Raw genomic sequence first — 21603 nt, 5'->3', positions numbered from 1 at the left:
ATGCGAGCCGTGGTGTACCGCCGCTACGGCGGACCCGACGTCCTGGAGCCGACCGAGCTGCCCGAGCCGAAGACCCATGTGGACTCGGTCCTGATCCGGGTCAGGGCGGCCGGGCTGAACCGCGCGGACACCGCCCTCCAGGCCGGGGCGCTGGACGGCGCGGTCGAGACGTACTTCCCCGTGGTGCCCGGCTGGGACATCGCCGGGGTGGTGGAGCGCGCCGGGCCCGGGGCGCCGGAGTTCGCGCCGGGCGACGAGGTGATCGCGTACCTCCGGGGCGAGGTGCAGCGTGCGCACGGCGGGTTCGCCGAACTGGTGTCGGCCGACGTACGCACCGTCGCGCACAAGCCGCGCACCATGTCCTTCGCCGAAGCGGCCGGGCTGCCGCTGGCCGGGCTCACCGCGTACCAGGGCGTGGTGCGCGCACTCGCCGTACGGCGGGGCGAGACCCTCCTCGTGCACGGGGCCTCCGGCGGTGTGGGGTCCATCGCTGTGCAGATCGCCGGCGCCCGGGGTGCCCGCGCCATCGCCGCCGGCTCACCGGGGAACCACGCGTACCTGCGTACGCTCGGCGCCGAACCCGTCGCTCACGGCGCGGGCCTGACCGAGCAGGTGCTCCGCCTGGTCCCGGCCGGTGTGGACGCCATGTTCGACACGGTCGGCGCAGGCACGCTCGCCGCGTCGGCGGGGGCGGGGCGACCGGGCGCCCGGCTCGCGTCCGTCGCCGAACCCGGCGCTTCGGGCTCCATCGACGTATTCGCCCGCATGGATCGGGAGGATCTCGCGGCGGTCACTGCGCTGGTGGACGCCGGTCTGCTCTCCGTACGCGTCGGCGCTGTCTTCCCGCTGGACAGGGCCGCCGAGGCACAACGGGCCTTCGCCACCGGGGACATCACCGGCAAGGTCGTTCTCGACATCGGCTGAGCGGGCCGCGGTCGCCGGGCCTCGATCAGCCTCGGGCCCCGATCAGCCTCGGGCCCGGTCACCGGGCCCCGATCACCCCCGGGGGAGCGGCAGCCGGACGGGCGGCGGAAGCGGCGCGAGCACCGGGTCCGCCTGGAACGACTGGAGCATCAGGGCCGCGAAGCGGCGCGACGCCGCCGCCCTCATCTGGGGCGACTCGGCGCGGATTCCTTCGTTCGCCATCAGCGCCAGGACGATGTCCTCCACCACGAAATCGCTCCGCAGGGGGCCCGCTTCCTTGGCGCGCCGTACCAGTTCGAACAGCAGGCGCAGCGGGCGCTCGCGACCCTCGGCGAGGTCGGCCGCCGGGGGAAGCCGCGCGGTGAACGTGCGGGCGAAGCCCCGTTCGAGGCCGTTCACCTCCATGACCCTCTCGACCACCAGGGAGAACCCGCGCCACGGGTCGTCCGCCGCAAGCCCCTCCTCCATGAGCACCGAGCACGAGGCCATCTGCTCGGTGAGCGCTTCGGCCAGCAGTGCTTCCTTGGTCCGGAAGTGCCGGTAGACGGTCGCGACACCGACCTCGGCGCGCCGGGCGATCTCCCGGATCGGTACGTCGAGGCCCTCGGCTGCGAAGGCCGCGCGGGCGGCCGCGAGGATGCGCTCACGGTTTTCGCGGGCGTCGATCCGAAGCTTCGCTCTCACTTGCGCCGTCATCTCTCTCACTTTAGCCAGACGGACGAGGGGCTCCGTTACGTTCGGCGCATGAGAGCCATTCAGTTCACCGAGTACGGCCCGCCCAGTGTTGTCCACGTCGCCGAGGTGGCGGCCCCGCACGCAGGACCGGGCGCGATCCGTATCGCCGTACGGGCCTCCGGGATCTCGCCGGGGGAGACCTACATCCGCTCGGGGAAGCTGCGTGACGTGGTGCCAGTGACGTTCCCGTTCCGGACCGGATTCGACGCGGCGGGCGTGGTGGACGAGGTCGGCGACGGCGTCACGGGCGTGCGCATCGGGGACGAGGTGTTCGGCATGGCCGATTCGGCGGTGCGCGGCGCCAACGCCGACTTCGCGGTCCTGCGGGCCTGGGCGCCCAAACCGGCCGCCTGGAGCTGGGAGGAGGCGGGCGGCGCCGCGGGCACCGCCGAGACCGCCACCCGGGTCCTCGACCGGCTCGCGGTCGGGGCCGGGCACACCCTGCTCGTGCAGGGCGCGGCGGGTGCGGTGGGTGGCGTCGCCGTCCAGTTCGCGGTCGCCCGGGGCGCCACCGTCATCGGTACGGCGAGCGAGCGCAACCACGACTTCCTGCGTTCCCTGGGCGCGGAGCCGACGACGTACGGTACGGGGCTCCCCGAACGGATCCGCGCGCTGGCGCCGGGCGGGGTGGACGCGGTGTTCGACTGCGCCGGAGGGGCGCTGCCGGACCTCATCGCCATCGCGGGCGACCCGGCGCGCGTGGTGACGATCGCCCCCGACTTCGCGGCGGCGGCCCTCGGCGTACACCTCTCGCACGGGGCGCCGACCGGCGACACGGGCGAGGTCCTGGGAACCGACGCCGACCCGGAGGCCGTGCACGGCCTCGCGATCGCGGTCACGCTCGCCGGCGAGGGCAGGCTGCGGATGCCGGTCGAGGCGGCGTTCCCGTTCAGCGAGGCGGCGGCAGCGCACGAACTGAGCGAAGGCCGCCACGCCCGCGGGAAGATCGTGCTGGTGAACTGACCGGGCGGGGGCGCGTACCGTACCGGCCGGCCTGGGCGCCGTCCCCGCTTCACGGATCATGTTCAGCGTCGTGGTCGGGGTGGCCGGGTTGTCGATACCGCTCTTCGTCCTCCCGGCGGTCGTAAAACGCGGCGGACGGCGGACCGTGGCGCGTTCCGCACGGAATGGCGTATACCGGGTGGGTGGTGCTCCCGGCCCCGGGGCGCGCCCCCCGTCCGCGTCCGACCATGACAGGCGGCCCTGTGTGAGCGGTCTCGTTCTCGTCCTGACCGTCTTTCTGGCCTGCGCCGTCGAGGCGGTGGAGGCCCTGACCATCGTGCTCGCCGCGGGCACCGGACGGCACTGGCGGTCCGCCCTTCAGGGCGCCGGTGCCGCGCTGCTCGTCCTCGCCGTCACGGTGGGCGCGCTGGGCCCAGCGATCAGTCTGATTCCGCTCGGTGCGCTGCGCCTGGTCGTGGGGGCGCTGCTGCTGATCTTCGGCTTGCAGTGGCTGCGCAAGGCCGTGCTGCGCGCCGGGGGCCTCAAGGCCCGGCACGACGAGGCCGCCGCCTACGAGAGGAAGGTCGCAGCCGCCCGCGAGGCCGGGACGGGCGGCCGGGGGATGGTCGGCGACTGGTACGCGTTCACCCTCGCCTTCAAGGGCGTCTTCCTGGAGGGGCTCGAAGTCGCCTTCATCGTGGTGACGTTCGGCAACAACGCGCGCGATGTCCCGCTCGCGGCGCTCGGCGCCGCCGCGGCCGTCGTGGCGGTCGCGGCCCTGGGTGTCGCCGTCCGCGCCCCGCTGGCGCGCGTACCCGAGAACACCATGAAGTTCGTCGTCGGCACCCTGCTCACCTCCTTCGGCGTCTTCTGGTCCGCCGAAGGCGCGGGCGCGGCCTGGCCCGGCTCCGACGCCGCTCTGCTCATCCTCGTGCCGGTGGTGGCGGCCGTCGCCCTCGGCTACACGGCCCTGCTCCGGCGCGCGAGGGCGCGCGCGGCCGCCACGGATCACGCGTCGAAAGAAGGGACGAGCAGATGAGGTGGATCCGGTCCTTCGCGCTGTTCTGGTACGACTTCGTGGTCGGCGACGACTGGCGGGTGGCCGTCGGCGCCCTCGCCGCGCTCGCGGCCACGGCGGTCCTGGTCCACTTCGGCGTGAACGCCTGGTGGCTGCTGCCGCTCGCCGTTGTCGTACTGCTCGGGCTGTCGCTGCGCCGCGCCCTGGCGGCGGGACGGCCGGCGGACCGGCCGCCGGTCAGTCCTTGAAGCCGCCCTCGGCCAGGGCCTTGCCGATACGGGCGCGGTGCGCCTCCTCCCACTGGTCGAGCGTCTGGGCGGCCTCCTTCGCCAACTTCGCGCGTGCGTCGAGGAGTACCTGCTCCTGGCGGGCGCCGGGCGTGACCACGATGCCTTCTTCGTCGGCCACGACGATGTCACCGGCGTGCACGGTCACACCGCCGCACAGCACCGGGCCGCCCAGCGGCTCGACGGCGACCTTGACGCCCGGGATGGGGATGACGCCCCTGGCGAAGACGGGGAAGCCCATCTCGCGGATCTCGGCGAGGTCCCGGATCACCCCGTCGAGCACGAACCCGGCGATTCCCCGGCGCTGAGCGACCGCGCAGACGTTTCCCCCGGCGACGGCGTAGTCCACATCACCGGCCTCGACGACGATGACCGAACCGGGCTCGGCGCGGTGGATGGCCGCGTGCAGCATGAGGTTGTCACCGGGAGGGCAGCGCACGGTGAACGCCGGACCCGCGAGACGCGGCGTCGGGGCCCACAGCGGGCGTATGCCGATGTCCATGACCTGGCCGCGCCCCAGCAGGTCGGCGAGGGTGGTCGGGGGGATGTCCGTAAAGTCGGTGACGTCGCTCATGCTCTTCCTCTGTTCGGGCGTTGTTGGCGTGTCGGGCCGGGCGCCGGGGGCCGGGCATCTGGGCCAGGCGTCAGGTTCGGGACCCCATCATCCCCATCATCCTCACCACCCCCATCATGCTCACCACCCCCACCGTTCTCGCGGCCCGGGGCCCCGGCGTTCCGGGTGTCCGCCGCCGACTGCGGTACGGTGAAACGTCTACATCGCTGTAGTCGTCCGGGGTCCCGCGCACGCGCGACCCCGGCCGCCGTGACGAGAGGACACCCGAGATGTCAGCACCCGCTGACGGCGATGCGGTGCGGGCCCCCCGCGCGCGTACGGTACCGGCCGTCGTCGCAACGGTCTGCGGGGCGCTGTTCGGCGTTCTGGCGCTGGTGGTGTCGGTACGGGGCGGCGCGCCGCTGCCCGGGGACGGCGCGGTCCATGACTGGACACGCGATCGCCGGACCTCCGGTGTGGTGGCCCTGGCGCGGGGCGTCACCTCGACCGGTACGTTCGTCTGGCCCTACCTCCTCGCCCTCGCCGCCGGTCTGACGGTGGGCCGCACCGCGCGGGGGCGGCTGCGGGCGGTGATCATCGCGGTGCTGGTCCTCGTGTTCGGGCAGGCGGTCCGCTTCGGCCTGATGGAACTGGTCGCGCGCCCCCGGCCGGACATCGCCGACCAGGTCACCCGCGCCGCCAACTTCTCGTTCCCCTCCGGCCACGCGTCGACCTCGGCCCTCGCAGCCGGGATCCTCTGCTGGGCGGTGACCTGCCGCGCCGCCGGGGCGACGACGCCCGGCAGCCGACCGCTTGCCCGTACGGTCTGCGTCCTCGCGCTCTGCTGGGCCGCCGCCGTCGGCCTCACCCGGATCTATCTGGGCGTGCACTGGCCCAGCGACGTACTGGGCGGCTGGCTGTTCGCCGCCGGGTGGCTCGCCGCCTCGGCTGTCGCCGTCCCGGCCCTCAGGCGCCCGGCCGGATAGGCTCCGAGCAGGTGCCGACCGGCTCCTGTACCGGGAGAAGTGATGTGACCGCGCAGTCGCATGAGGACGATCCCTTCGAGGTGGACCGGGCCGTACAGGACGCCCTGGAGCGGCTGACCCTGGTGGCCGACGCCTCCGAGGCGCTCTCCAGCACCCTGGAGCTGGAGCCGGGACTGCGCAGGCTGTGCCGCGTACTGGTGCCCGCCCTGGCGGACTGGTGCGTGGTCGACCTGCTCCAGGACGACGGGCGGCTGCGCCGCGCGGTGCTGGAGCACCGCGACCCCGACGCGCTGTCCCCCGGCTTCCTCGAATCGCTCCTGCCGCGCGCCGAGGACTCCTCGGGGGCACCGCTCGCCCGCGCGCTGCGGGGAGCCGGCCCGCTGCGGCTGGCGGACTTTCCCCCGCCCGCACAGGGCATGGACGCCCTGCACCGGAGCGAACTGGCGACCTTTCAGCAGTTGGGCGCGCACCGCGCGGTGCTGATCCCACTGCGGGCGCGCCGCCGGGTGCTGGGCGTGCTGACGCTCGTACGTACCGGCCCCGGCGGCCTGGACGACCAGGACCGGCTGCCGCTGATCGAGGACCTGGCCCACCGCATCGCCATGGCGGTGGACAACGCGAACCTGCACGCCGAGATGGCCAGGACCGCCGAACGCCTCCAGCGCTCCCTGCTGCCCGAGCTGCCCCAGGCCGGCCCCCTCGACATCGCCGCGCGTTACGACCCGGCGCGGGCGAGCGCGGAGGTCGGAGGCGACTGGTACGACGCGTTCCTGCTCCCCGACGGCGCCCTCACCCTGATCATCGGCGACGTCACGGGGCACGACCTCAGGGCCGCCGTCTCCATGAGCCAGATGCGGAACATGCTGCGCGGCATCGCCTGCGACCGCAAGGAACCGCCGGGCAAGATCCTGGCACGGCTCGACGCCGCGAACGAAGTCCTCTACCCGGCGCAGACCCTGACCTGTCTGTACGCCCTGGTCACCAAACCCGTGGCGAACGGCCACTGGCTCCTGCACTACGCGGCGGCCGGCCACCCGGCCCCGCTCCTGATCACCCGCGACGGCGACACCCGCTTCCTGAGCGGGGGCCGCAGCCTGCTGCTCGGCGTCTCGCCGGAGACGATGCGCCCCGACGCCGTCGAGCCGCTGCCGCCGGAGTCCACCGTGCTGCTGTACACCGACGGACTGATCGAGCGGCGTACGGAGGTGATCGACGACGGCATGACCCGGCTGCGCCAGCACGCGGCGGCGCTGTCGCGCGAGCCGCTGGAGACGTTCTGCGACGAGATCATGTCCGGTCTGGGGGAGAGCAGTACGGACGACATCGCCATGATCGCCGTACGCATTCCACCCGCCACCTCGACCCCGTACACGGCCACCGCCGAATAACGCGCCGCAGCGCCGGGCCGAACGCGCATTCCCCTCAGGTACGTGCTCCTGAGAAATCTCCCGCTGCTTTTTCTCCACTGTTTAGCGAGGCGGATCGGGGTAACCCGTCTCGATGGACAGGGCGTTCGGCCGTCAGGCCGGGTGCCGTTTATGGATTGGCTTTACGGAATGGAGAATTTCTCATGTACATCGGTCTCGGTACGGTTGTTGTCGTCATTCTCATCATCGTTCTCATCATGTTCCTGCGTCGTCGGTGACGATGGGGACGGCAGGGGAGTGAGGGCAGGGTGCGTCCCGCCGGCCGGCCGGCGAGATGTGCTCTCTGGAAACTGTTGCCGTCTGGAGGAGTAGGGGTGGGGTTCGGGGGCAGGTGCCTGACTGAGTCCGACTAGGTAAGGCGATGACGTGACGATGACAACCGGGTCCGCAAGTACGTCCATACAGCTCACCGAGGCCGGAACGACGGTGGGCGGCGAGCGCTTCGTAGGCGAGCTGCCGTGGATCGAGGACGCGGGGAAGATCGCGCCGAAGAACGCCCGTGACCTGTCGAAGCTGTTCTTCGACCAGCTCCAGGTCCTCGAAGAGGGCACGCACGAGTACCAGTACGCCCGCAACACCCTGATCGAGATGAACCAGTCGCTCGTACGGTTCGCGGCGAGCCGCTTCCGCAACCGGGGCAGTGGCGACCTGGAGGACATCCACCAGGTCGGCACGATCGGCCTGATCAAGGCGATCGACCGCTTCGACCTCTCCCGCGAGGTGGAGTTCACCTCCTTCGCCGTGCCCTACATCATCGGTGAGATCAAGCGGTTCTTCCGCGACACCACCTGGGCCGTCCATGTGCCGCGCCGCCTTCAGGAGCTGCGCGTCGAACTCGCGAAGGCGCAGGACGACCTGGCGGCCGTGCTCGACCGCAGGCCCACCGTCGGTGAGTTGGCCGAGCACCTCGGGCTGAGTGACGAAGAAGTCATCGAAGGAATTGTCGCCTCGAACGGCTACACCGCCGGATCTCTCGACCTTCCCAATGACTCCGGTGACGACGGTCAGGCCAAGAAGAGTGGCCGTACGTTCGCCGATACGATGGGCGACTGCGACCCCGCCATGGAACTCGTCGAGGATTTCCATTCGCTCGCCCCGCTCCTCGGGCAGTTGGACGACCGTGAGCGCGCCATTGTGGAAATGCGCTTCGGGCAGGAGATGACCCAGTCGCAGATAGGGGAGAAGCTGGGCGTCTCGCAGATGCATGTCTCGCGCCTGCTGGCCCGCACCCTGGCCACGCTGCGGTCCGGCATGCTCGCCGAGGACTGATCCGCCTGGTCGGACTTCCACGAAAAGCTTTGACGGGCCACGCCGGTGACGGCGTGGCCCGTCGTCGTGTCTCACCGCTGGGTGAGTCCGTCGGCCGATTGTTCGGCTGATGGGGTGAATTGACACGGTGTGTCGGTGATGTCGGCAATCCGGAAGCCTCCCTCTCGCGAATGTGTCGATGAGAGTGCCCGCGATCGCGCGGGCGCGATGAGAGATGGGGCGTGATGGGCGCGGAGCGCATCGACACCCGACTGCTGCGGGAACTGACCGAGCAGTCACAGGATTTGAACAGCGATGCCGTGAGAATCACGGACAGCGCGCTGAGGGATTTCCACGAGGGCGGATTCCGGTCGGCGGCGACGTCGAAGAACGACATCATGGCGCTCCAGACGGCCGCGTCGATCGAGAATCTGGCGGTGACCGTCTACCGTACGGCCGCCGGCCTGCCGTTCATCAAGGACGGCAACAAGACGGTCGTCACGTTCATCAAGAGGACCACCCAGCAGCACGAGGAACACGCCAAGGCGTTCAACGCGGCCGCGACCCAGGCCGGCGGCAAGGCGCAGCCGGCGCCGGACCCGAAGTACGCGGCCGTGGTCAAGAAGATGCTGCCGTCGATCAAGACCCCGGCCGACGTGGTCAAGCTGGCCATCTCGCTGGAGGACGTGGCCGCGCAGACCTACACCAAGAACGTCAGCCAGGTCAGCAACGCACAGTTGCGCCGGCTCTTCGGCTCCGTCGCGCCGGTCGAGGCCCAGCACCGCGCGACGCTGCTGGCGGTCCAGTCACTGCTGGCCTCGGGCGACACCAGCCTGATCGCGATTCCGACGGACGTCGCGAAGCTGCCGGCGGCCGTGGGAAGTGTCGGATTCCCCGACGCCTTCTACCCGACCAAGAACGCCTCGCCGATCTCTGAAGGGGCCGTCAAGTGAGTACGCAGCGAGGCGGCTGGGAGCTGCCGATCAGCGAGGGTCAACTCACCCGCCTCACGCGGGACATGGAGGAGGCCCATCGCGAGACACTGCCCGTGATGCGCGCGAGCGGAGCCGACCTGACCGAGCAGGTCACGGCAGGCGGGACGCGGGTCGAGGCAGGCGGTACGCGGGAGGCGCACGAGGACCGGAGCCATGAGCTGGACGCCTCGGGGGCGACCGGCCGGCGACGGTTCCTGCTGGGTGCCGGCGGGGCAGGAGCGGCGTTCCTGCTGGCCGCCTGCGGCGGCGGGAAGAGCAGCTCCTCGTCGCAGCCCGCCGCCGACGCCTCGGCCGCCGCGCTGGACGCGTCCCCGTACACCGGCGACCTGAAGATCGTCGCGCTGGCGGTCGCGCTGGAGAACCAGGCCGTGGGCGCGTACAAGGCGGCGCTGGCGGCGGCCAAGGCCGGCAAGCTCGGAACCGTACCTCCGGCGGTGTCGACCTTCGCCACCACAGCGATGGCGCAGCACATGGATCACGCGGCGGCGTGGAACGCGGTGCTGACCGGCGCGGGCAAGCCCGCGATCAAGGGGGTGCCGCTGTCCGACCAGAAGCAGGTCACCCAGGCGCTCGGCCAGGCCAAGGACGTCAGTGCCGTGGCGAAGCTGGCGCTCCAGTTGGAGGACCAGGCGGCGCAGACCTATCTCTTCGCGGTCTCCAACGTGAAGAGCGTGGGCGCGATCCAGACCGCCGCCACCATCGCGCCCGTCGAGGCGATGCACGCGGCCATCCTGCACTTCGTCCTCGGTCAGTACCCGGTGCCGGACGCCTTCCTGCCCATCGACAAGGCCGCCAAGCCAAGCCTCCTGACGGTCTGACAGGCCTGACAGGTCCCCCGAGTACGTCACCGGGTGACGTACTCGGGGGCCGCCGAGCCCTTATAAGAGATACGTGACTCACCCGGGCGCCGTTCATCGTATTGTCCGTGATTCCTCTCACTGGCCCGTTTTGAGAGAAGCGGGTAGCCGTCCCGTACTGAGGGTGAAGACGCGACCGCCGGAGAGGCGGTCGCGTACCCCGCCTCACACCTCAAACAAGGGATCGGTCCATGAATCTCCGCGGCAAGGGCAAGTTCTCCTCCACTCTCGGGCTCGGACTCTCCGCGGCGGCGCTGGCCGCCTTCGCCGCGGCGTGCGGAGGGTCCGACAGCTCGGGCTCGGGCAGTTCCGCGTCGAGTTCGGCCCCCAGCTCCGCCGCCGGCAGCACGGCGGGGGCTCCGGCGAGCGGCACGGCCGCCTCGGTGATGACCAAGAGCGGCACGCTGGGCACGTACCTGACCGACAGCTCCGGCAAGTCGCTCTACATGTTCGCCTCGGACACCAGGACCAAGTCCACCTGTTCCGGCGACTGCGCGACCCAGTGGCCGCCGCTGACCTCCAAGGACGCGCCGAAGGCGGGTACGGGAGCCACGGCCGGCAAGCTGACGACGATCACGCGCGACGACGGCACCAAGCAGGTCGCCTACAACGGCCACCCGCTCTACTACTTCAAGGGCGACAGCTCGGCCGGTCAGACCAACGGCCAGGGCATCGACGGCTTCGGCGCCAAGTGGTGGGTCCTGTCCCCGGCCGGCAGCCAGATCACCAAGGCCGCCTCGTCCTCGGGCGGCGGCAGCTCCGACAGCAGCGGTTCGAGCGGCGGCTACGGCTACTGAGCCCGTTCGCGGACGCCGGGGAGGCGCGGGGCCGGAGACCGGCTCCGGCTCCCCATGGCGCCCCGCCGCCCGCTCCTCGACCCTCCGCTCCCCTCAGCGCCCCGCCGCCCGCTCGTCGACCCGCCGCAGGTGCGCGGCGAAGACCCCGGCCGCGTCCGGTGTCAGCGTCCGCAGCGCGACCATCGCCGTGATCACGACATCACACAGCTCGGCCTCCACGTCCCCCCAGGTGTGGGTGACGCCCTTGCGCGGATTCTGCCCGGTGGCGCCGATGACGGCCGCCGCCACCTCGCCCGCCTCCTCGGAGAGCTTCAGTACGCGCAGCAGCTTCTCCTGCTCCGGCGGGAGTACGGCCGCCGCGTCCAGCCAGGCGTGCAGCCGCTCCACCGTGTCCCACGTATGCCGTTCCAGATCCATGGCGGGAAGTCTGGCAGAGCGGAGGACGCACCCCCTTGTCTTCGTGTGCACTCCACCTCATAGCGTTCGGTGCATGGAACTGACCAGAACACTGGGCCGCAGCGGCATATCGGTGAGCGCACTCGGCTTCGGCTGCTGGGCGATCGGCGGCGAGTGGCAGGACGCGGACGGCAACCCGCTCGGCTGGGGCAAGGTCGACGACAACGAGTCCATCGCCGCGATCCACCGGGCCCTCGACCTGGGCATCACCTTCTTCGACACGGCCGACGCGTACGGGGCCGGGCACAGCGAACGTGTCCTCGGCCGCGCGCTCCAGGGCCGGCGGGACGATGTGGTGATCGCGACCAAGTGGGGCAACGTCATCGACGAGGCCAGCCGTACGTCGACGGGCACCGACACCAGTCCCGCCTTCGCCCGGCGCGCACTCACCGCCTCACTGGGCCGCCTCGGCACCGACCACATCGACCTCTACCAGCTCCACCTGAACGGTGCCGATCTCGAAGAGGCGGCCGAACTCCGCGAAGCCTGCGAGGAGTTCGTCGCCGAGGGGCTCATCCGTGCGTACGCCTGGAGCACCGACGACCCGGAGCGCGCCGCGCTCTTCGCCGAGGGCCCGAACTGCGCCGCCGTACAGCACGCCTGCAACGTGCTGGAGGACGCGCCGGAGATGTTCGCCCTCTGCGAGCGGCTCGATCTCGCCAGCATCAACCGCGGCCCGCTCGCGATGGGCCTGCTCACCTCCAAGCACGGCTCGGGCGGCAAGGGGTCGGTCGGCGACATCCGCGCCACCCCGCCGTCCTGGCTGCGGTGGTTCGGCGAGGGCGGCGAGCCGTCCCCGGAGTGGCTGGCGCGCGTCGACTCCATCCGCGAGGTGCTCGCCAGCGACGGCCGCACCCTCGCCCAGGGAGCACTGGCGTGGCTGTGGGCGCGCAGCCCGCGCACGATCCCGATCCCGGGGTTCCGGTCGGTCGAACAGGCGGAACAGAACGCGGGCGCCCTGGCGTACGGGCCTTTGCGGGCCGAGCAGTTGACGGAGATCACGGCACTGCTGGCGGCCTAGGGATGTGCTGTCGGCACCGCGAAGGGGCAGTCAGCGAGCTGACTGCCCCTTGGGCCGAGCTGCACCGCCCCGCCGGCGGTCAGGGGTAGCGCCTCAGTTCACCCGGGCGCTCGAAGTAGAAGCCCTCCGGCCGCACTTCGCCCTCGGCGGCGGTCCCTCCGCACAGGCAGGGCCGGCCCTTGCCCCGCACCAGGTCGCCCCCGTTGAGGACGGGTTTGCCGTCGAACCGCCGGCCGGCCGAGCCGAACAGGTGCGTCCCGCGCCCCAGCCGCATCAGTCCCACCACCACCTGCTCCGCCGGGACCGGCAGGCCCTCGGAGACGAGGGGCACGAGCAGGAAGAGGTTCATCTTGTCCCGCGCCGCCGGGCCGGTCCACAGGGCGACGGTCACGGCGGGCTCGTCCGGGTCGGGGACGCATCCGCGTACGTAGTACGGCTTGGCGACAGGGGCTTCGGTGTAGTGCCACAGGGCGGCGGCGACGGCGCTCTGCGCCCGGGCAACGCACCCTGGGGAACAGGTCAGTTGACCCACGACGGGCACTTCCGCATCCCCTTGCAGTAGGCGGTGATGACGCCGACCTTCCCCTTCGCTCCGGGAGCGGTGTACTTCCCGTCGTCGGTGGTCTTCGCGTAGCGGATCTTGACCACGAAGTTCACCTGACGGCCCCTGTTGATGGCCGAGCCCCAGTACTCCAGGTTCCGGTTCTTGTCGGACTTCTTGTCGGGCTTGCCGTTGAGCGCGGCGTTGATGAGCCTGCACGTCGTGATGTTGTGCGGTGCGGACAGATGACGCCAGCCCAGCACGGAGTTGCCCATCCGGGTGGGGACGCGGCGGCCGTCCCAGTCCTTCTGGACGCACTTCTCCTTGGTGTCCCAGGAGGCGTTCGGGGCGGCGGCCGGCGCCGCGGCCAGGAGCGGGACGACGGCGGCGAGGACGGCCGCGGCGCGGCGTACGCGTGTGAACATGCGCCCAGGATCGCGGCCGGGCCGGGCCCGCGTACCCGGCTGAGCGTCTCGTTCACCCTGAGCGGGCAGTAGTCGTACCGGCTCAACGATTCAGCAGTCCCGCGTCCCCCGCGCGCGTCCCGCGTCCCAAGTCCCCGCGCGTGGCCCCCGGCCCTATCCCCGGCCGATGAACGGCATCGTCGTCGCCAGGACCGTGGCGAACTGGACGTTCGCCTCCAGCGGCAGTTCCGCCATGTGCAGCACCGTCGTCGCGATGTCCGCCACGTCCATCACCGGCTCCACCGCCAGCTCACCGTCGGCCTGTGGCACGCCCTGCCGCATCCGCTCCGTCATGTCCGTCGCCGCGTTGCCGATGTCGATCTGGCCGCACGCGATGCGGTACTTGCGGCCGTCCAGGGACAGCGACTTGGTCAGGCCCGTCATGCCGTGCTTGGTGGCCGTGTACGCCACCGAGTCGGGGCGCGGGGCGTGGGCCGAGATCGAGCCGTTGTTGATGATCCGGCCACCCTGCGGGGTCTGCGCCTTCATCAGCCGGAACGCCGCCTGCGCGCACAGGAACGCGCCCGTCAGGTTCGTGCCCACCACCTTCTGCCAGGCCGAGTACGGCAGGTCCTCCACCGGGAGCCCGCCGGGCCCGAACGTGCCCGCGTTGTTGAAGAGCAGGTCGAGGCGGCCGTACCGCTCGCTCGCGGCGGCGAACAGCGCGTCCACGTCCTCCGGGCGTGACACGTCCGTCGCCACACACAGCGCCTCGGCGCCCGCCGCCTCGACCGCCGTCGCGGTCTCCGCCAGCTTCTCCGGCTTCCGGCCCGCCAGGACCAGCGACCAGCCCGCAGCGCCCAGCACCGGGGCGACCGCCCGTCCGATGCCTGAGCCCGCTCCAGTGATTATTGCGATCTTCCGCATGGCGTCCATGGCCACGCAGATTACGTGAGGTAGAGATGAGGTCCAGCATGCGGAATCGATACTTCCGCCATCTGGACGTTGTGTACCGCCAACCAGCCGTCGTCAGGGGAGGGACACGTGACGCCCGTACACCGCTCGCCGGACACCCACGCACCTGAACTCAGGGCCGCCGCCGCCCACATCGGCCGCCGCGGGTTCCTCACCGGTACGGCCGCCGCAGCCACGCTCGCCTTCGCGGCCGGCCTGCCGGCCACCGGGGTCGCGAGCGCCGCCGAACTGGACCCCAGGAAGATCACCGAGGACCCGTTCACCCTCGGCATCGCCTCGGGTGACCCCCGCCCCGACAGCGTGGTGCTGTGGACGAGGCTCGCGCCCCGCCCGTACGAACCCGGCAGCGGCCTGCCGGCCCAGCGGATCACCGTACGCTGGGAGATGGCCCGCGACCTGCGTTTCTCGAACGTCATCGGGCAGGGCAAGGCGCAGGCACACCCCGAGTTCAACCACAGCGTGCACGTCGACGTCGTCGGCCTCGCAGCCGACCGGGTGTACTACTACCGGTTCCGCACCGGCTCCTGGATCAGCCCCGTCGGCCGTACCCGCACCGCCCCCGCCCGTAACAGCACGACGAACGAGGTGAAGTTCGCCGCCGTCTCCTGCCAGGCGTACCAGGACGGCTACTTCACCGCCTACCGGCACCTCGCCCAGGAGGACGTCGACGTGGTCGTCCACCTCGGCGACTACCTCTACGAGTCGCCGGTGTCGGCCGTCGGCGGCTTCCGCGCGTACACCGACCGCAGGCTGCCCGCGCTCTTCAACCGGGAGACCATGACCCTGGAGGACTACCGGCTGCGGTACGCCCTCTACAAGACGGACCCGGACCTGAAGGCCGCGCACGCCGTCCACCCCTTCGTCGTCACCTGGGACGACCACGAGGTGGAGGACAACTACGCGGCGGACATCCCGCAGAACGACGTACCGCCCGACGAGTTCCTGCTGCGCAGGGCCGCCGCGTACCGCGCGTACTGGGAGAATCAGCCGCTGCGCACCCCCCAGCTCCCCAGCGGACCCGACGCGCAGCTCTACCGGCGGCTGCATTACGGGCAGCTCGCCCAGTTCGACATCCTCGACACCCGGCAGTACCGCAGCGACCAGGCGTACGGCGACGGCCTCGACGTGCCGGGCCCCGAGTCCGAGAACCCGTCGCGCACCATGCTCGGCGCCACGCAGGAGCGCTGGCTGGCGGACGGCTGGAGCGCCTCGACGGCGACCTGGAACGTCGTACCGCAGCAGGCCAACTTCTCGCTGCGCAGACTCGACCTCAACCCGGTCCCGATGCTCAGCATGGACGCGTGGGACGGCTATCCGGCGGCGCGCAAGCGGTTCCTGGACGCGGCGGCGGCGACCGGGATCGCCAATCTGATGGTCCTGACCGGCGATGTGCACGTGGCGTACGCGTACGACATCAAGGCGGACTTCGACGACCTGGCCTCGAAGACCATGGGCACCGAGATCGTGGCGACGTCCGTCTCCAGCGGCAGGAACGGCGCCGAGCACCTCCCCACCTGGGAGCTGTACACGAAGGCCAACCCGCACATGAAGTTCTACGACGGGCGGCGCGGGTACGTGACGGTGACCCTCGGCGCGAAACAGGCGCGCGCCGACTACCGGACGCTCACGGCCGTCACGACGCCCGGCGCCCCGGTCACGACGTCCGCTTCATTCGTGACCGAGGTCGGGGGCCAGGGCGTCAAGCGCGCCTGAGTGCCTCACCGGCTGAGCGTCTTGCTGTCAGAGATCCACGGGGTAGCGGACGCCGATCCGCTCGCGCGCCGCGTCGAGCGTCCGCATCACCGCGAGCGTGCCCTCCAGCGGCACCAGCGGCGACTGCGTCTCGCCCGCCCGCAGACAGCGCATCACCTCGGCCGCCTCGTGGCCCATGCCCGACAGCTCGCTCCCCACGGTGAACTCCTCCCGCTCCTTGCCGGGCCTGTGCAGGAAGAACCGGTCGGGCTCGAAGAACCCGGCGGGCACCTCGATGCGTCCCGCCGTACCGGTCACCGTCGCCGTCCTCGGCGTCTCGGCCGTCACCGAGCAGGTGAGCAGCGCCGTCGCGCCCGAGTTCCAGCCCAGCAGCAGCCCGGTGTTGAGGTCGACGCCCTCGGGGGAGAGCAGCGCCTCGGCATGTACGCGGTCGGGCTCGCCCAGCAGGAGCTGCGCGAAGGACACCGGATAGACGCCGAGGTCGAGCAGGGCGCCGCCGCCGAGCGCGGGATCGCGCAGCCGGTGCTCGGGCGCGAAGGGCCCCTGGAGCCCGAAGTCGGCCTGTACGGTCCGTATCTCACCGATCGCGCCGTCCCGCACCAGCTCCGTCAGGCGGCGGATCACCGGGTTGCAGTACATCCACATGGCCTCCATCAGGAACAGGCCACGTTCCCGCGCGAGGGACACCAGCTCGCCGGCCTCCCTGGCGTTGAGCGTGAACGCCTTCTCGCACAGCACCGGCTTCCCCGCGGTCAGCGCCATCCCGGCGGCGACGCGGTGCGCGGAGTGCGGTGTCGCCACGTATACGACGTCCACCTCGTCGTCGGCGACCAGGCCGCCCCACCCGCCGTACGCCCGCGCGATGCCGTGCTTGCCCGCGAATTCCTTCGCGGTCGTCTCGCTGCGCGACGCCACGGCCACGACCTCGGCGTCCGGCAGTCCCTGGACGTCCGTCACGAAGCGCGAAGCGATGCCGCCCGTCGCGAGTACGCCCCAGCGCACGGTTCTTCCGGGTGTGGTGTGTTCCGAATGCATAGCTGCCTCATTAACAGGTTTCGACCACTGCGTTGAGCTGAGAGCATAGGTAAGGATTCAAGGACATGGAGATACGGATGCCTGACGGCGCCCAGACCGCCCGAGGTCAGAGACCGACAGAACGGATATCGCAGCACCAGCCACACCATCAGTCGCACCAGCCACCCCGTCACCCGAAGACCCCGACCGCACGCCGCGCGAGCCTGCTGGTCACCCTCGTACTCGGCGGACTCACCGCCCTCCCCCCGATCTCCATGGACGGCTATCTGCCGGCCCTGCCCGAGGTCACCCGGTCGCTGAACTCACCGGCGGCGACCGTACAGCTCACCCTCACCGCCTGCCTCGCCGGCATGGCGCTCGGGCAGATCGTCATCGGCCCGATGAGCGACCGGTGGGGACGTCGCCGGCCGCTGCTGCTCGGCATGGTCGCGTACGTGGTCGCCACCGCGATCTGCGCGCTGGCGCCCAGCACCGAACTCCTCATCGGTTTCCGCCTCCTCCAGGGGCTCGCCGGAGCGGCGGGCATCGTGATCGCCCGCGCCGTGGTCCGCGACCTGTACGACGGCACCGAGATGGCCCGCTTCTTCTCCACCCTGATGCTGATCTCCGGCGTCGCGCCGGTCATCGCGCCGCTCCTCGGGGGCCAGGTGCTGCGCGTCACCGACTGGCGCGGCATCTTCGTCGTCCTCAGCGTCGTCGGCACGCTCCTGACCGTGGTCGTGTGGAAGTGGCTGCACGAGACGCTGCCGCCGGAGAAACGGCACAGCGGCGGAGTCGGTGAGGCCCTGCGTACGATGCGCGGGCTCCTCGCCGACCGCGTCTTCACCGGCTACATGCTGGCCGGCGGGCTCGCCTTCGCCGCGCTCTTCGCCTACGTCTCGGCGTCGCCCTTCGTGGTGCAGGAGATCTACGGGGCGTCGCCCCAGATGTTCAGCCTGCTCTTCGGCGTCAACTCCATCGGCCTGATCGCCGTCGGCCAGATCAACGGCCGGGTGCTCGTCGGCCGTGTCGACATGAACAAGGCGCTCGCCTTCGGCCTGTCCGTCATCACCCTCGCGGCGCTCGCGCTGCTGCTGATGACCAGCGGGGTGTTCGGCCAGGTCGGACTGCTGCCGGTCGCGGCGGCGCTGTTCGTCCTGATGTCGGCGATGGGCCTGGCGATGCCCAACACGAACACCCAGGCCCTGATGCGCACCCCGCACGCGGCGGGATCGGCCTCCGCCCTCATCGGCACGTCGTCGTTCCTGATCGGCGCGGTCGCCTCACCGCTGGTCGGAATCGCCGGCGACCGTACGGCGGTCCCGATGGCGGTCGTCCAGGTGGTGTGCGCGCTCGGCTCGATGGCCTGCTTCCTGGGCCTCGTACGGCCCTGGCGGCGCTGAGGCGGCCGGCCGGTCCGGTGAGCGGGCCGGCTCAGTGCTCAGTGCTCGGCACGCGGGGCGTCGCGGCGGACGACGAGCGCACGCCGGATCACGCACTGGACCGAGGCGGCGTCCACGGGGGTGGTCATCGGGCGGCCTCCTGCGGCTGGCCGGCGACGGGCTCGGGACACACGAGGCCGTCGCCGGCGTGGTCGGTCAGGGGCCCTTCACGCAGAGGGTCATGACGTGCCGCCGGCGCAACGCGGGTGTGCGCGGGGGAAGACGAGTGTGTTGTCGCTCGGGTCGTGCCGCTCACCGAGGTCGACCAGGTCCATCACATCCGCCAGCGAGACCCGCCCCCCGCAGTACGCGCAGGCGGCGCCGCGCCGCTGGTCGTCGGACCAGGTGTCCAGCGGCGGCAGGTGTCTGACGGCCGGGTGCTCGGCTCTGCCCGGATCGGTGGTGGTGTCCGAAAGGGTGCCCATGCAGGGACCGTAGGGTGGCCGGTTGCCCTGCGGTTGACCGATTGCGCGGGATTGTTCACGCGCCCCCGGGAGTTGTCCCCGGTTGCTACCGACGGTCCATCGCGGCGCGCGCCCGGCCGATCAGACGACGCGCCTGCGGCCCGTAGACCGCAGCCTCGGCGAGCCACTCCCACGCTCGTCCGTACAGGGCGATGTTGTCCGCGTCGTCCAGCCACATTTCTGTTCCGACGGTCTCGACGATGACGAGACGATGGTCGTAGATCCAGAACCCATGAGTCGGCGCCCGACGCAACTGGGCACCGAAAGGGATCACGCCGAGTTCGATCGTGTCGAGACCGATCAGTCCGCCCAACCGGTCGAGCTGCGCGGCCATCACCTCCACGGGACAGGTCAGAACACGGAGTGCCCCTTCCCAGAGGAGGAACCGAAACCGGCGGCCCGGCTCGTACAGCGTCTCCTGGCGCCGGATGCGGGTCCGCACAGAGTCCTCGACGTCCCGGGGGGTCTCGCGGAACTCGGCGTTCGCCTCGAAGGCGTGACGCGCGTACTCAGCAGTCTGGAACAGGCCGGGGATGCGGGCGACTTCGAGGCCTCGGATCGTCTGTGTCGCGGAACTCTCGGCGATTCCCAGCTCTTGCCTGGCCCGGTGCCCGCCGGCCAACTGGCGTCGCCACGAACGGTACTGAGTCTCAAGACCTACGAGGCGCCCCTTCAGCTCCCCGGCAACGTCCGGGCGTTCCACGGCTTTTGCCCAGGCATCCAGGTCGCCGGCAGCCGGTGTCTGCTTTCCGTTCTCCAGGCGGCTGACCTTGGATCGCTGCCAGCCGAGCGCCTCGGCGATGCCTTTGCCGTCGAGGCTGGCCTCGACGCGCAGCTCACGAAGCCGCGCGCCGAGGGCGGCCCGAGCGGATTGGAAGTCGGTGCTCACCCGGTGGAACGTACCGCTCCGCCGACGTCGGCGGAGGGGACCGCGTGATGCCATGCCGCGTCACGGGTCTGGCAGGCCGCGACGACAACGGCGGGGTCCTCGGTGAGGAGTACGCCGAGGGTGGTGCCGTCTTCGTCGAACACGAACCGCATGACCTGCCGCGAGTCGAACAGCCAGAAGTCGAAATCCAGCAAACTGAGCCGTACCGCGTCCGCGCGCCGCAGGTGGCGGATGTCTTCGCCCGCCGTGATGTTGCTGGGCGCGCGTGCGAGGAGGAAGCGCTGGCCCTCGGTGGGCGGGTCGTCGAGCAGGCGTACGCGCTCGAAGCGCTTCCCGGCCGCTGTCTGTTCGGCGACGTTCTGCCGCCACGCGTCCGGCTCGGAGTGGCTGACGTCTTCGCCGCGCTGCCAGCGTGCCCAGTTCGGGCCGCTGCGGTCGGACGCGTAGCCGGTCTGTGTCTCCAAGCGCCAAGCGGTATGTTCGAACTCTGTGAAAAGCCGGGCCGCGTCAGCGAAGGGAATCAATTCGGGCACGCGCTACTCCTTGGGTGCGAAGCGGGTCAGCAGTTCGCGAGGGATGCGGACGAACGTCTCGGAGTCCTTGACGTCGCGCAACTGCGCGAGGTGCTCGGGGTCGGTCTCCCGCTCGCCCTGGACGAGGATGTCGCCGGTCTCAATCACCTCGTACAAGGTGGGGCAGTCGCCGTCGTCGCTGGTGGTGCCGATGAACCTGAGCGTCACGGTGTCCTCCGGTCTGGGGGTGTGGAACCAGGATCCGCCGGACAGATGACGCGCGGTCCCGGATTGCGGAAGATTGCGGGAGTCCGAACCCGCCTTCGCGGTTGCGCGCAACCGATGTGACAAAGCCCCCCCCGTGAAGGCCGGACGGCACCTCCGTGCGGTCAGGCGTCCCGGGCGCGTGTCTACAATTCGGCGGTGAACGCCATTCCCAGCGCCGACGTCCTGCGCTCCGCCCTCGCCGGGCTGCTCGACGGGCTGCCGCCGAGTCAGGCGGCGCAGTCCGTCGAGCGGCTGATCGCCAACTACCGGGGTGCGACGCCGACCGGCGCGCCCCTGCTCAGGGACCGGGCCGATGTCACGGCGTATGCCGCGTACCGGATGCCGGCGACGTTCGAGGCGGTACGTGCGGCGCTCGGCGCGTTCGCCGACGCGGCCCCCGGGTGGGCGCCCGGCAGCCATCTCGATGTGGGCGGTGGCACCGGGGCGGCGGTCTGGGCGGCGGAGGCGGTCTGGGAGCGGCCCCGTGCCACCACCGTGCTGGACTGGGCCGAGCCCGCGCTCGCCCTCGGCCGGGAGCTGGCCGAGATCTCGGGGGCTCCGGCCCTCAGTGGCGTCGAGTGGCGGCAGGGCCGGATCGGCCGGTCGGTGAAGCTGCCGGACTCCGACCTGGTCACGGTGTCCTACGTACTCAACGAGCTGACCGAGGCGGACCGCCGCGCGCTGATCGCCGAGGCGGCGCGCGCCGGGCAGGCCGTCCTTGTCGTGGAGGCGGGGACGCCCGACGGGTATCTGCGGATCATCGAGGCGCGCGACCAGCTCATCGCCGCCGGGCTGCGGGTCGCGGCGCCCTGTCCGCACGACGGGGCGTGCCCGATCGTGCGGGGCGAGGACTGGTGCCACTTCTCGGTCCGGGTCAGCAGGTCCTCGCTGCACCGGCAGGTGAAGCAGGGCTCGCTGCCGTACGAGGACGAGAAGTTCAGCTATGTCGCCGCGACCCGCTTCGAGCCGGGTCCGGTGGCGGCGCGGGTGACCCGCAAGCCGCAGATCCGCAAGGGGCAGGTGCTGCTGGAGCTGTGCACGGTGGACGACGGGCTCCGGCGGGAGACGGTCGCGAAGCGGCACGGGCCGCTCTACAAGGCGGCGCGGGACACGCAGTGGGGTGACGCCTGGCCGCC

25 protein-coding genes are annotated in these 21603 nt (G+C 71.2%); 14 read left to right on the top strand and 11 right to left on the bottom strand.

The genetic code is table 11. From position 1 onward, the window contains the following. The gene (locus QR77_RS10000; RefSeq protein ID WP_040021072.1) at positions 1-924 is read left to right on the top strand and encodes an NADP-dependent oxidoreductase; all 924 of its coding nucleotides are present in this window, start codon (positions 1-3) and stop codon (positions 922-924) included. Between the two features lie 72 nt (positions 925-996). On the opposite strand, the gene QR77_RS09995 is transcribed toward QR77_RS10000, so the two are convergent. Further along, a complete protein-coding gene (locus tag QR77_RS09995) occupies positions 997-1620 on the bottom strand; it encodes a TetR/AcrR family transcriptional regulator (protein WP_040021070.1) in 624 nt (207 codons plus the stop codon). Positions 1621-1668: 48 nt separating this feature from the next. On the opposite strand from QR77_RS09995, the gene QR77_RS09990 reads away from it, so the two are divergent. From QR77_RS09990 to QR77_RS09980, 3 genes are all read left to right on the top strand, one after another. Further along, entirely contained in the window at positions 1669-2622 is a 954-nt protein-coding gene (locus QR77_RS09990) for an NADP-dependent oxidoreductase (protein ID WP_040021069.1), read from the top strand. Between the two features lie 244 nt (positions 2623-2866). Beyond that, positions 2867-3640 carry a hypothetical protein gene (locus QR77_RS48460; protein WP_052488645.1) on the top strand — a complete coding sequence of 258 codons (774 nt, stop codon included), beginning with the start codon at positions 2867-2869 and terminating at the stop codon, positions 3638-3640. Beyond that, positions 3637-3867, top strand: a complete 231-nt coding sequence (locus tag QR77_RS09980; RefSeq protein WP_052488644.1) for a hypothetical protein — start codon at positions 3637-3639, stop codon at positions 3865-3867. Before QR77_RS48460 ends, QR77_RS09980 begins: the two co-directional genes overlap by 4 nt. Here the strand turns inward: QR77_RS09980 and QR77_RS09975 are convergent. Continuing rightward, complete coding sequence (locus tag QR77_RS09975) at positions 3857-4480, bottom strand: RraA family protein (RefSeq protein ID WP_040021067.1); 624 nt, start codon at positions 4478-4480, stop codon at positions 3857-3859. The two genes, QR77_RS09980 and QR77_RS09975, sit on opposite strands and share 11 nt — an antisense overlap. Positions 4481-4749: 269 nt before the next feature. Here QR77_RS09975 and QR77_RS09970 point away from each other — a divergent pair, with 269 nt between their 5' ends. The 6 genes from QR77_RS09970 to QR77_RS09945 all read left to right on the top strand — a co-directional run bounded on the left by QR77_RS09970 (position 4750) and on the right by QR77_RS09945 (position 10769). After that, the gene (locus QR77_RS09970) at positions 4750-5445 is read left to right on the top strand and encodes a phosphatase PAP2 family protein (protein WP_040021065.1); all 696 of its coding nucleotides are present in this window, start codon (positions 4750-4752) and stop codon (positions 5443-5445) included. A gap of 44 nt (positions 5446-5489) precedes the next feature. Further along, the gene (locus QR77_RS09965) at positions 5490-6833 is read left to right on the top strand and encodes a GAF domain-containing SpoIIE family protein phosphatase (protein ID WP_052488643.1); all 1344 of its coding nucleotides are present in this window, start codon (positions 5490-5492) and stop codon (positions 6831-6833) included. Positions 6834-7238: 405 nt separating this feature from the next. Beyond that, complete coding sequence (locus tag QR77_RS09960; protein ID WP_236710585.1) at positions 7239-8141, top strand: RNA polymerase sigma factor SigF; 903 nt, start codon at positions 7239-7241, stop codon at positions 8139-8141. Positions 8142-8365: 224 nt separating this feature from the next. Then, the gene (locus QR77_RS09955) at positions 8366-9073 is read left to right on the top strand and encodes a ferritin-like domain-containing protein (protein WP_040021061.1); all 708 of its coding nucleotides are present in this window, start codon (positions 8366-8368) and stop codon (positions 9071-9073) included. After that, positions 9070-9933, top strand: a complete 864-nt coding sequence (locus QR77_RS09950; protein WP_236710584.1) for a ferritin-like domain-containing protein — start codon at positions 9070-9072, stop codon at positions 9931-9933. Before QR77_RS09955 ends, QR77_RS09950 begins: the two co-directional genes overlap by 4 nt. A gap of 230 nt (positions 9934-10163) precedes the next feature. Beyond that, positions 10164-10769: a hypothetical protein gene (locus QR77_RS09945; protein ID WP_040021060.1), complete on the top strand. Its 606-nt coding sequence runs from the start codon at positions 10164-10166 to the stop codon at positions 10767-10769. Between the two features lie 93 nt (positions 10770-10862). On the opposite strand, the gene QR77_RS09940 is transcribed toward QR77_RS09945, so the two are convergent. Continuing rightward, positions 10863-11186, bottom strand: coding sequence for a MazG-like family protein (locus QR77_RS09940; RefSeq protein ID WP_040021058.1), 324 nt, complete (start codon positions 11184-11186; stop codon positions 10863-10865). Between the two features lie 73 nt (positions 11187-11259). Between QR77_RS09940 and QR77_RS09935 the strand changes: the two genes are divergently transcribed. Continuing rightward, positions 11260-12246, top strand: a complete 987-nt coding sequence (locus QR77_RS09935) for an aldo/keto reductase (protein ID WP_040021056.1) — start codon at positions 11260-11262, stop codon at positions 12244-12246. Between the two features lie 79 nt (positions 12247-12325). On the opposite strand, the gene QR77_RS09930 is transcribed toward QR77_RS09935, so the two are convergent. The 3 genes from QR77_RS09930 to QR77_RS09920 form a co-directional block, all read right to left on the bottom strand. After that, positions 12326-12787 carry a hypothetical protein gene (locus QR77_RS09930; RefSeq protein ID WP_040021055.1) on the bottom strand — a complete coding sequence of 154 codons (462 nt, stop codon included), beginning with the start codon at positions 12785-12787 and terminating at the stop codon, positions 12326-12328. Beyond that, positions 12766-13212: a hypothetical protein gene (locus QR77_RS09925; protein WP_052488642.1), complete on the bottom strand. Its 447-nt coding sequence runs from the start codon at positions 13210-13212 to the stop codon at positions 12766-12768. Before QR77_RS09925 ends, QR77_RS09930 begins: the two co-directional genes overlap by 22 nt. A gap of 153 nt (positions 13213-13365) precedes the next feature. Further along, entirely contained in the window at positions 13366-14127 is a 762-nt protein-coding gene (locus QR77_RS09920) for an SDR family oxidoreductase (protein WP_040021054.1), read from the bottom strand. A 108-nt stretch (positions 14128-14235) separates the two neighbouring features. On the opposite strand from QR77_RS09920, the gene QR77_RS09915 reads away from it, so the two are divergent. Continuing rightward, positions 14236-15879: an alkaline phosphatase D family protein gene (locus tag QR77_RS09915; RefSeq protein ID WP_040021052.1), complete on the top strand. Its 1644-nt coding sequence runs from the start codon at positions 14236-14238 to the stop codon at positions 15877-15879. 27 nt (positions 15880-15906) lie between these two features. On the opposite strand, the gene QR77_RS09910 is transcribed toward QR77_RS09915, so the two are convergent. Further along, positions 15907-16914, bottom strand: coding sequence for a Gfo/Idh/MocA family oxidoreductase (locus tag QR77_RS09910; protein ID WP_040021049.1), 1008 nt, complete (start codon positions 16912-16914; stop codon positions 15907-15909). Positions 16915-16979: 65 nt separating this feature from the next. Here QR77_RS09910 and QR77_RS09905 point away from each other — a divergent pair, with 65 nt between their 5' ends. Then, positions 16980-18296 (top strand): multidrug effflux MFS transporter, encoded by a 1317-nt coding sequence (locus tag QR77_RS09905; RefSeq protein WP_078876583.1) that lies wholly within the window; start codon positions 16980-16982, stop codon positions 18294-18296. A gap of 218 nt (positions 18297-18514) precedes the next feature. Here QR77_RS09905 and QR77_RS09900 read toward each other — a convergent pair whose 3' ends face one another. The 4 genes from QR77_RS09900 to QR77_RS09885 form a co-directional block, all read right to left on the bottom strand. Then, a complete protein-coding gene (locus QR77_RS09900; protein ID WP_040021047.1) occupies positions 18515-18760 on the bottom strand; it encodes a hypothetical protein in 246 nt (81 codons plus the stop codon). A gap of 85 nt (positions 18761-18845) precedes the next feature. After that, positions 18846-19688: a helix-turn-helix transcriptional regulator gene (locus QR77_RS09895; protein ID WP_040021045.1), complete on the bottom strand. Its 843-nt coding sequence runs from the start codon at positions 19686-19688 to the stop codon at positions 18846-18848. Then, complete coding sequence (locus QR77_RS09890; RefSeq protein WP_040021042.1) at positions 19685-20221, bottom strand: DUF6879 family protein; 537 nt, start codon at positions 20219-20221, stop codon at positions 19685-19687. The genes QR77_RS09895 and QR77_RS09890 overlap by 4 nt, the downstream gene beginning before the upstream one ends. Before the next feature lie 3 nt (positions 20222-20224). Beyond that, complete coding sequence (locus QR77_RS09885) at positions 20225-20428, bottom strand: hypothetical protein (RefSeq protein ID WP_040021040.1); 204 nt, start codon at positions 20426-20428, stop codon at positions 20225-20227. Between the two features lie 195 nt (positions 20429-20623). On the opposite strand from QR77_RS09885, the gene QR77_RS09880 reads away from it, so the two are divergent. Further along, positions 20624-21603: small ribosomal subunit Rsm22 family protein (locus tag QR77_RS09880; RefSeq protein ID WP_040027627.1), on the top strand; the 980-nt coding region annotated here is incomplete at its 3' end.

It is taken from the genome of Streptomyces sp. 150FB (assembly GCF_000818195.1).
Taxonomy (GTDB): Bacteria; Actinomycetota; Actinomycetes; order Streptomycetales; family Streptomycetaceae; genus Streptomyces.
The sequence above is the reverse complement of the archived record's forward strand: the minus strand, read 5'-3'. Positions and strand labels throughout refer to the sequence as shown.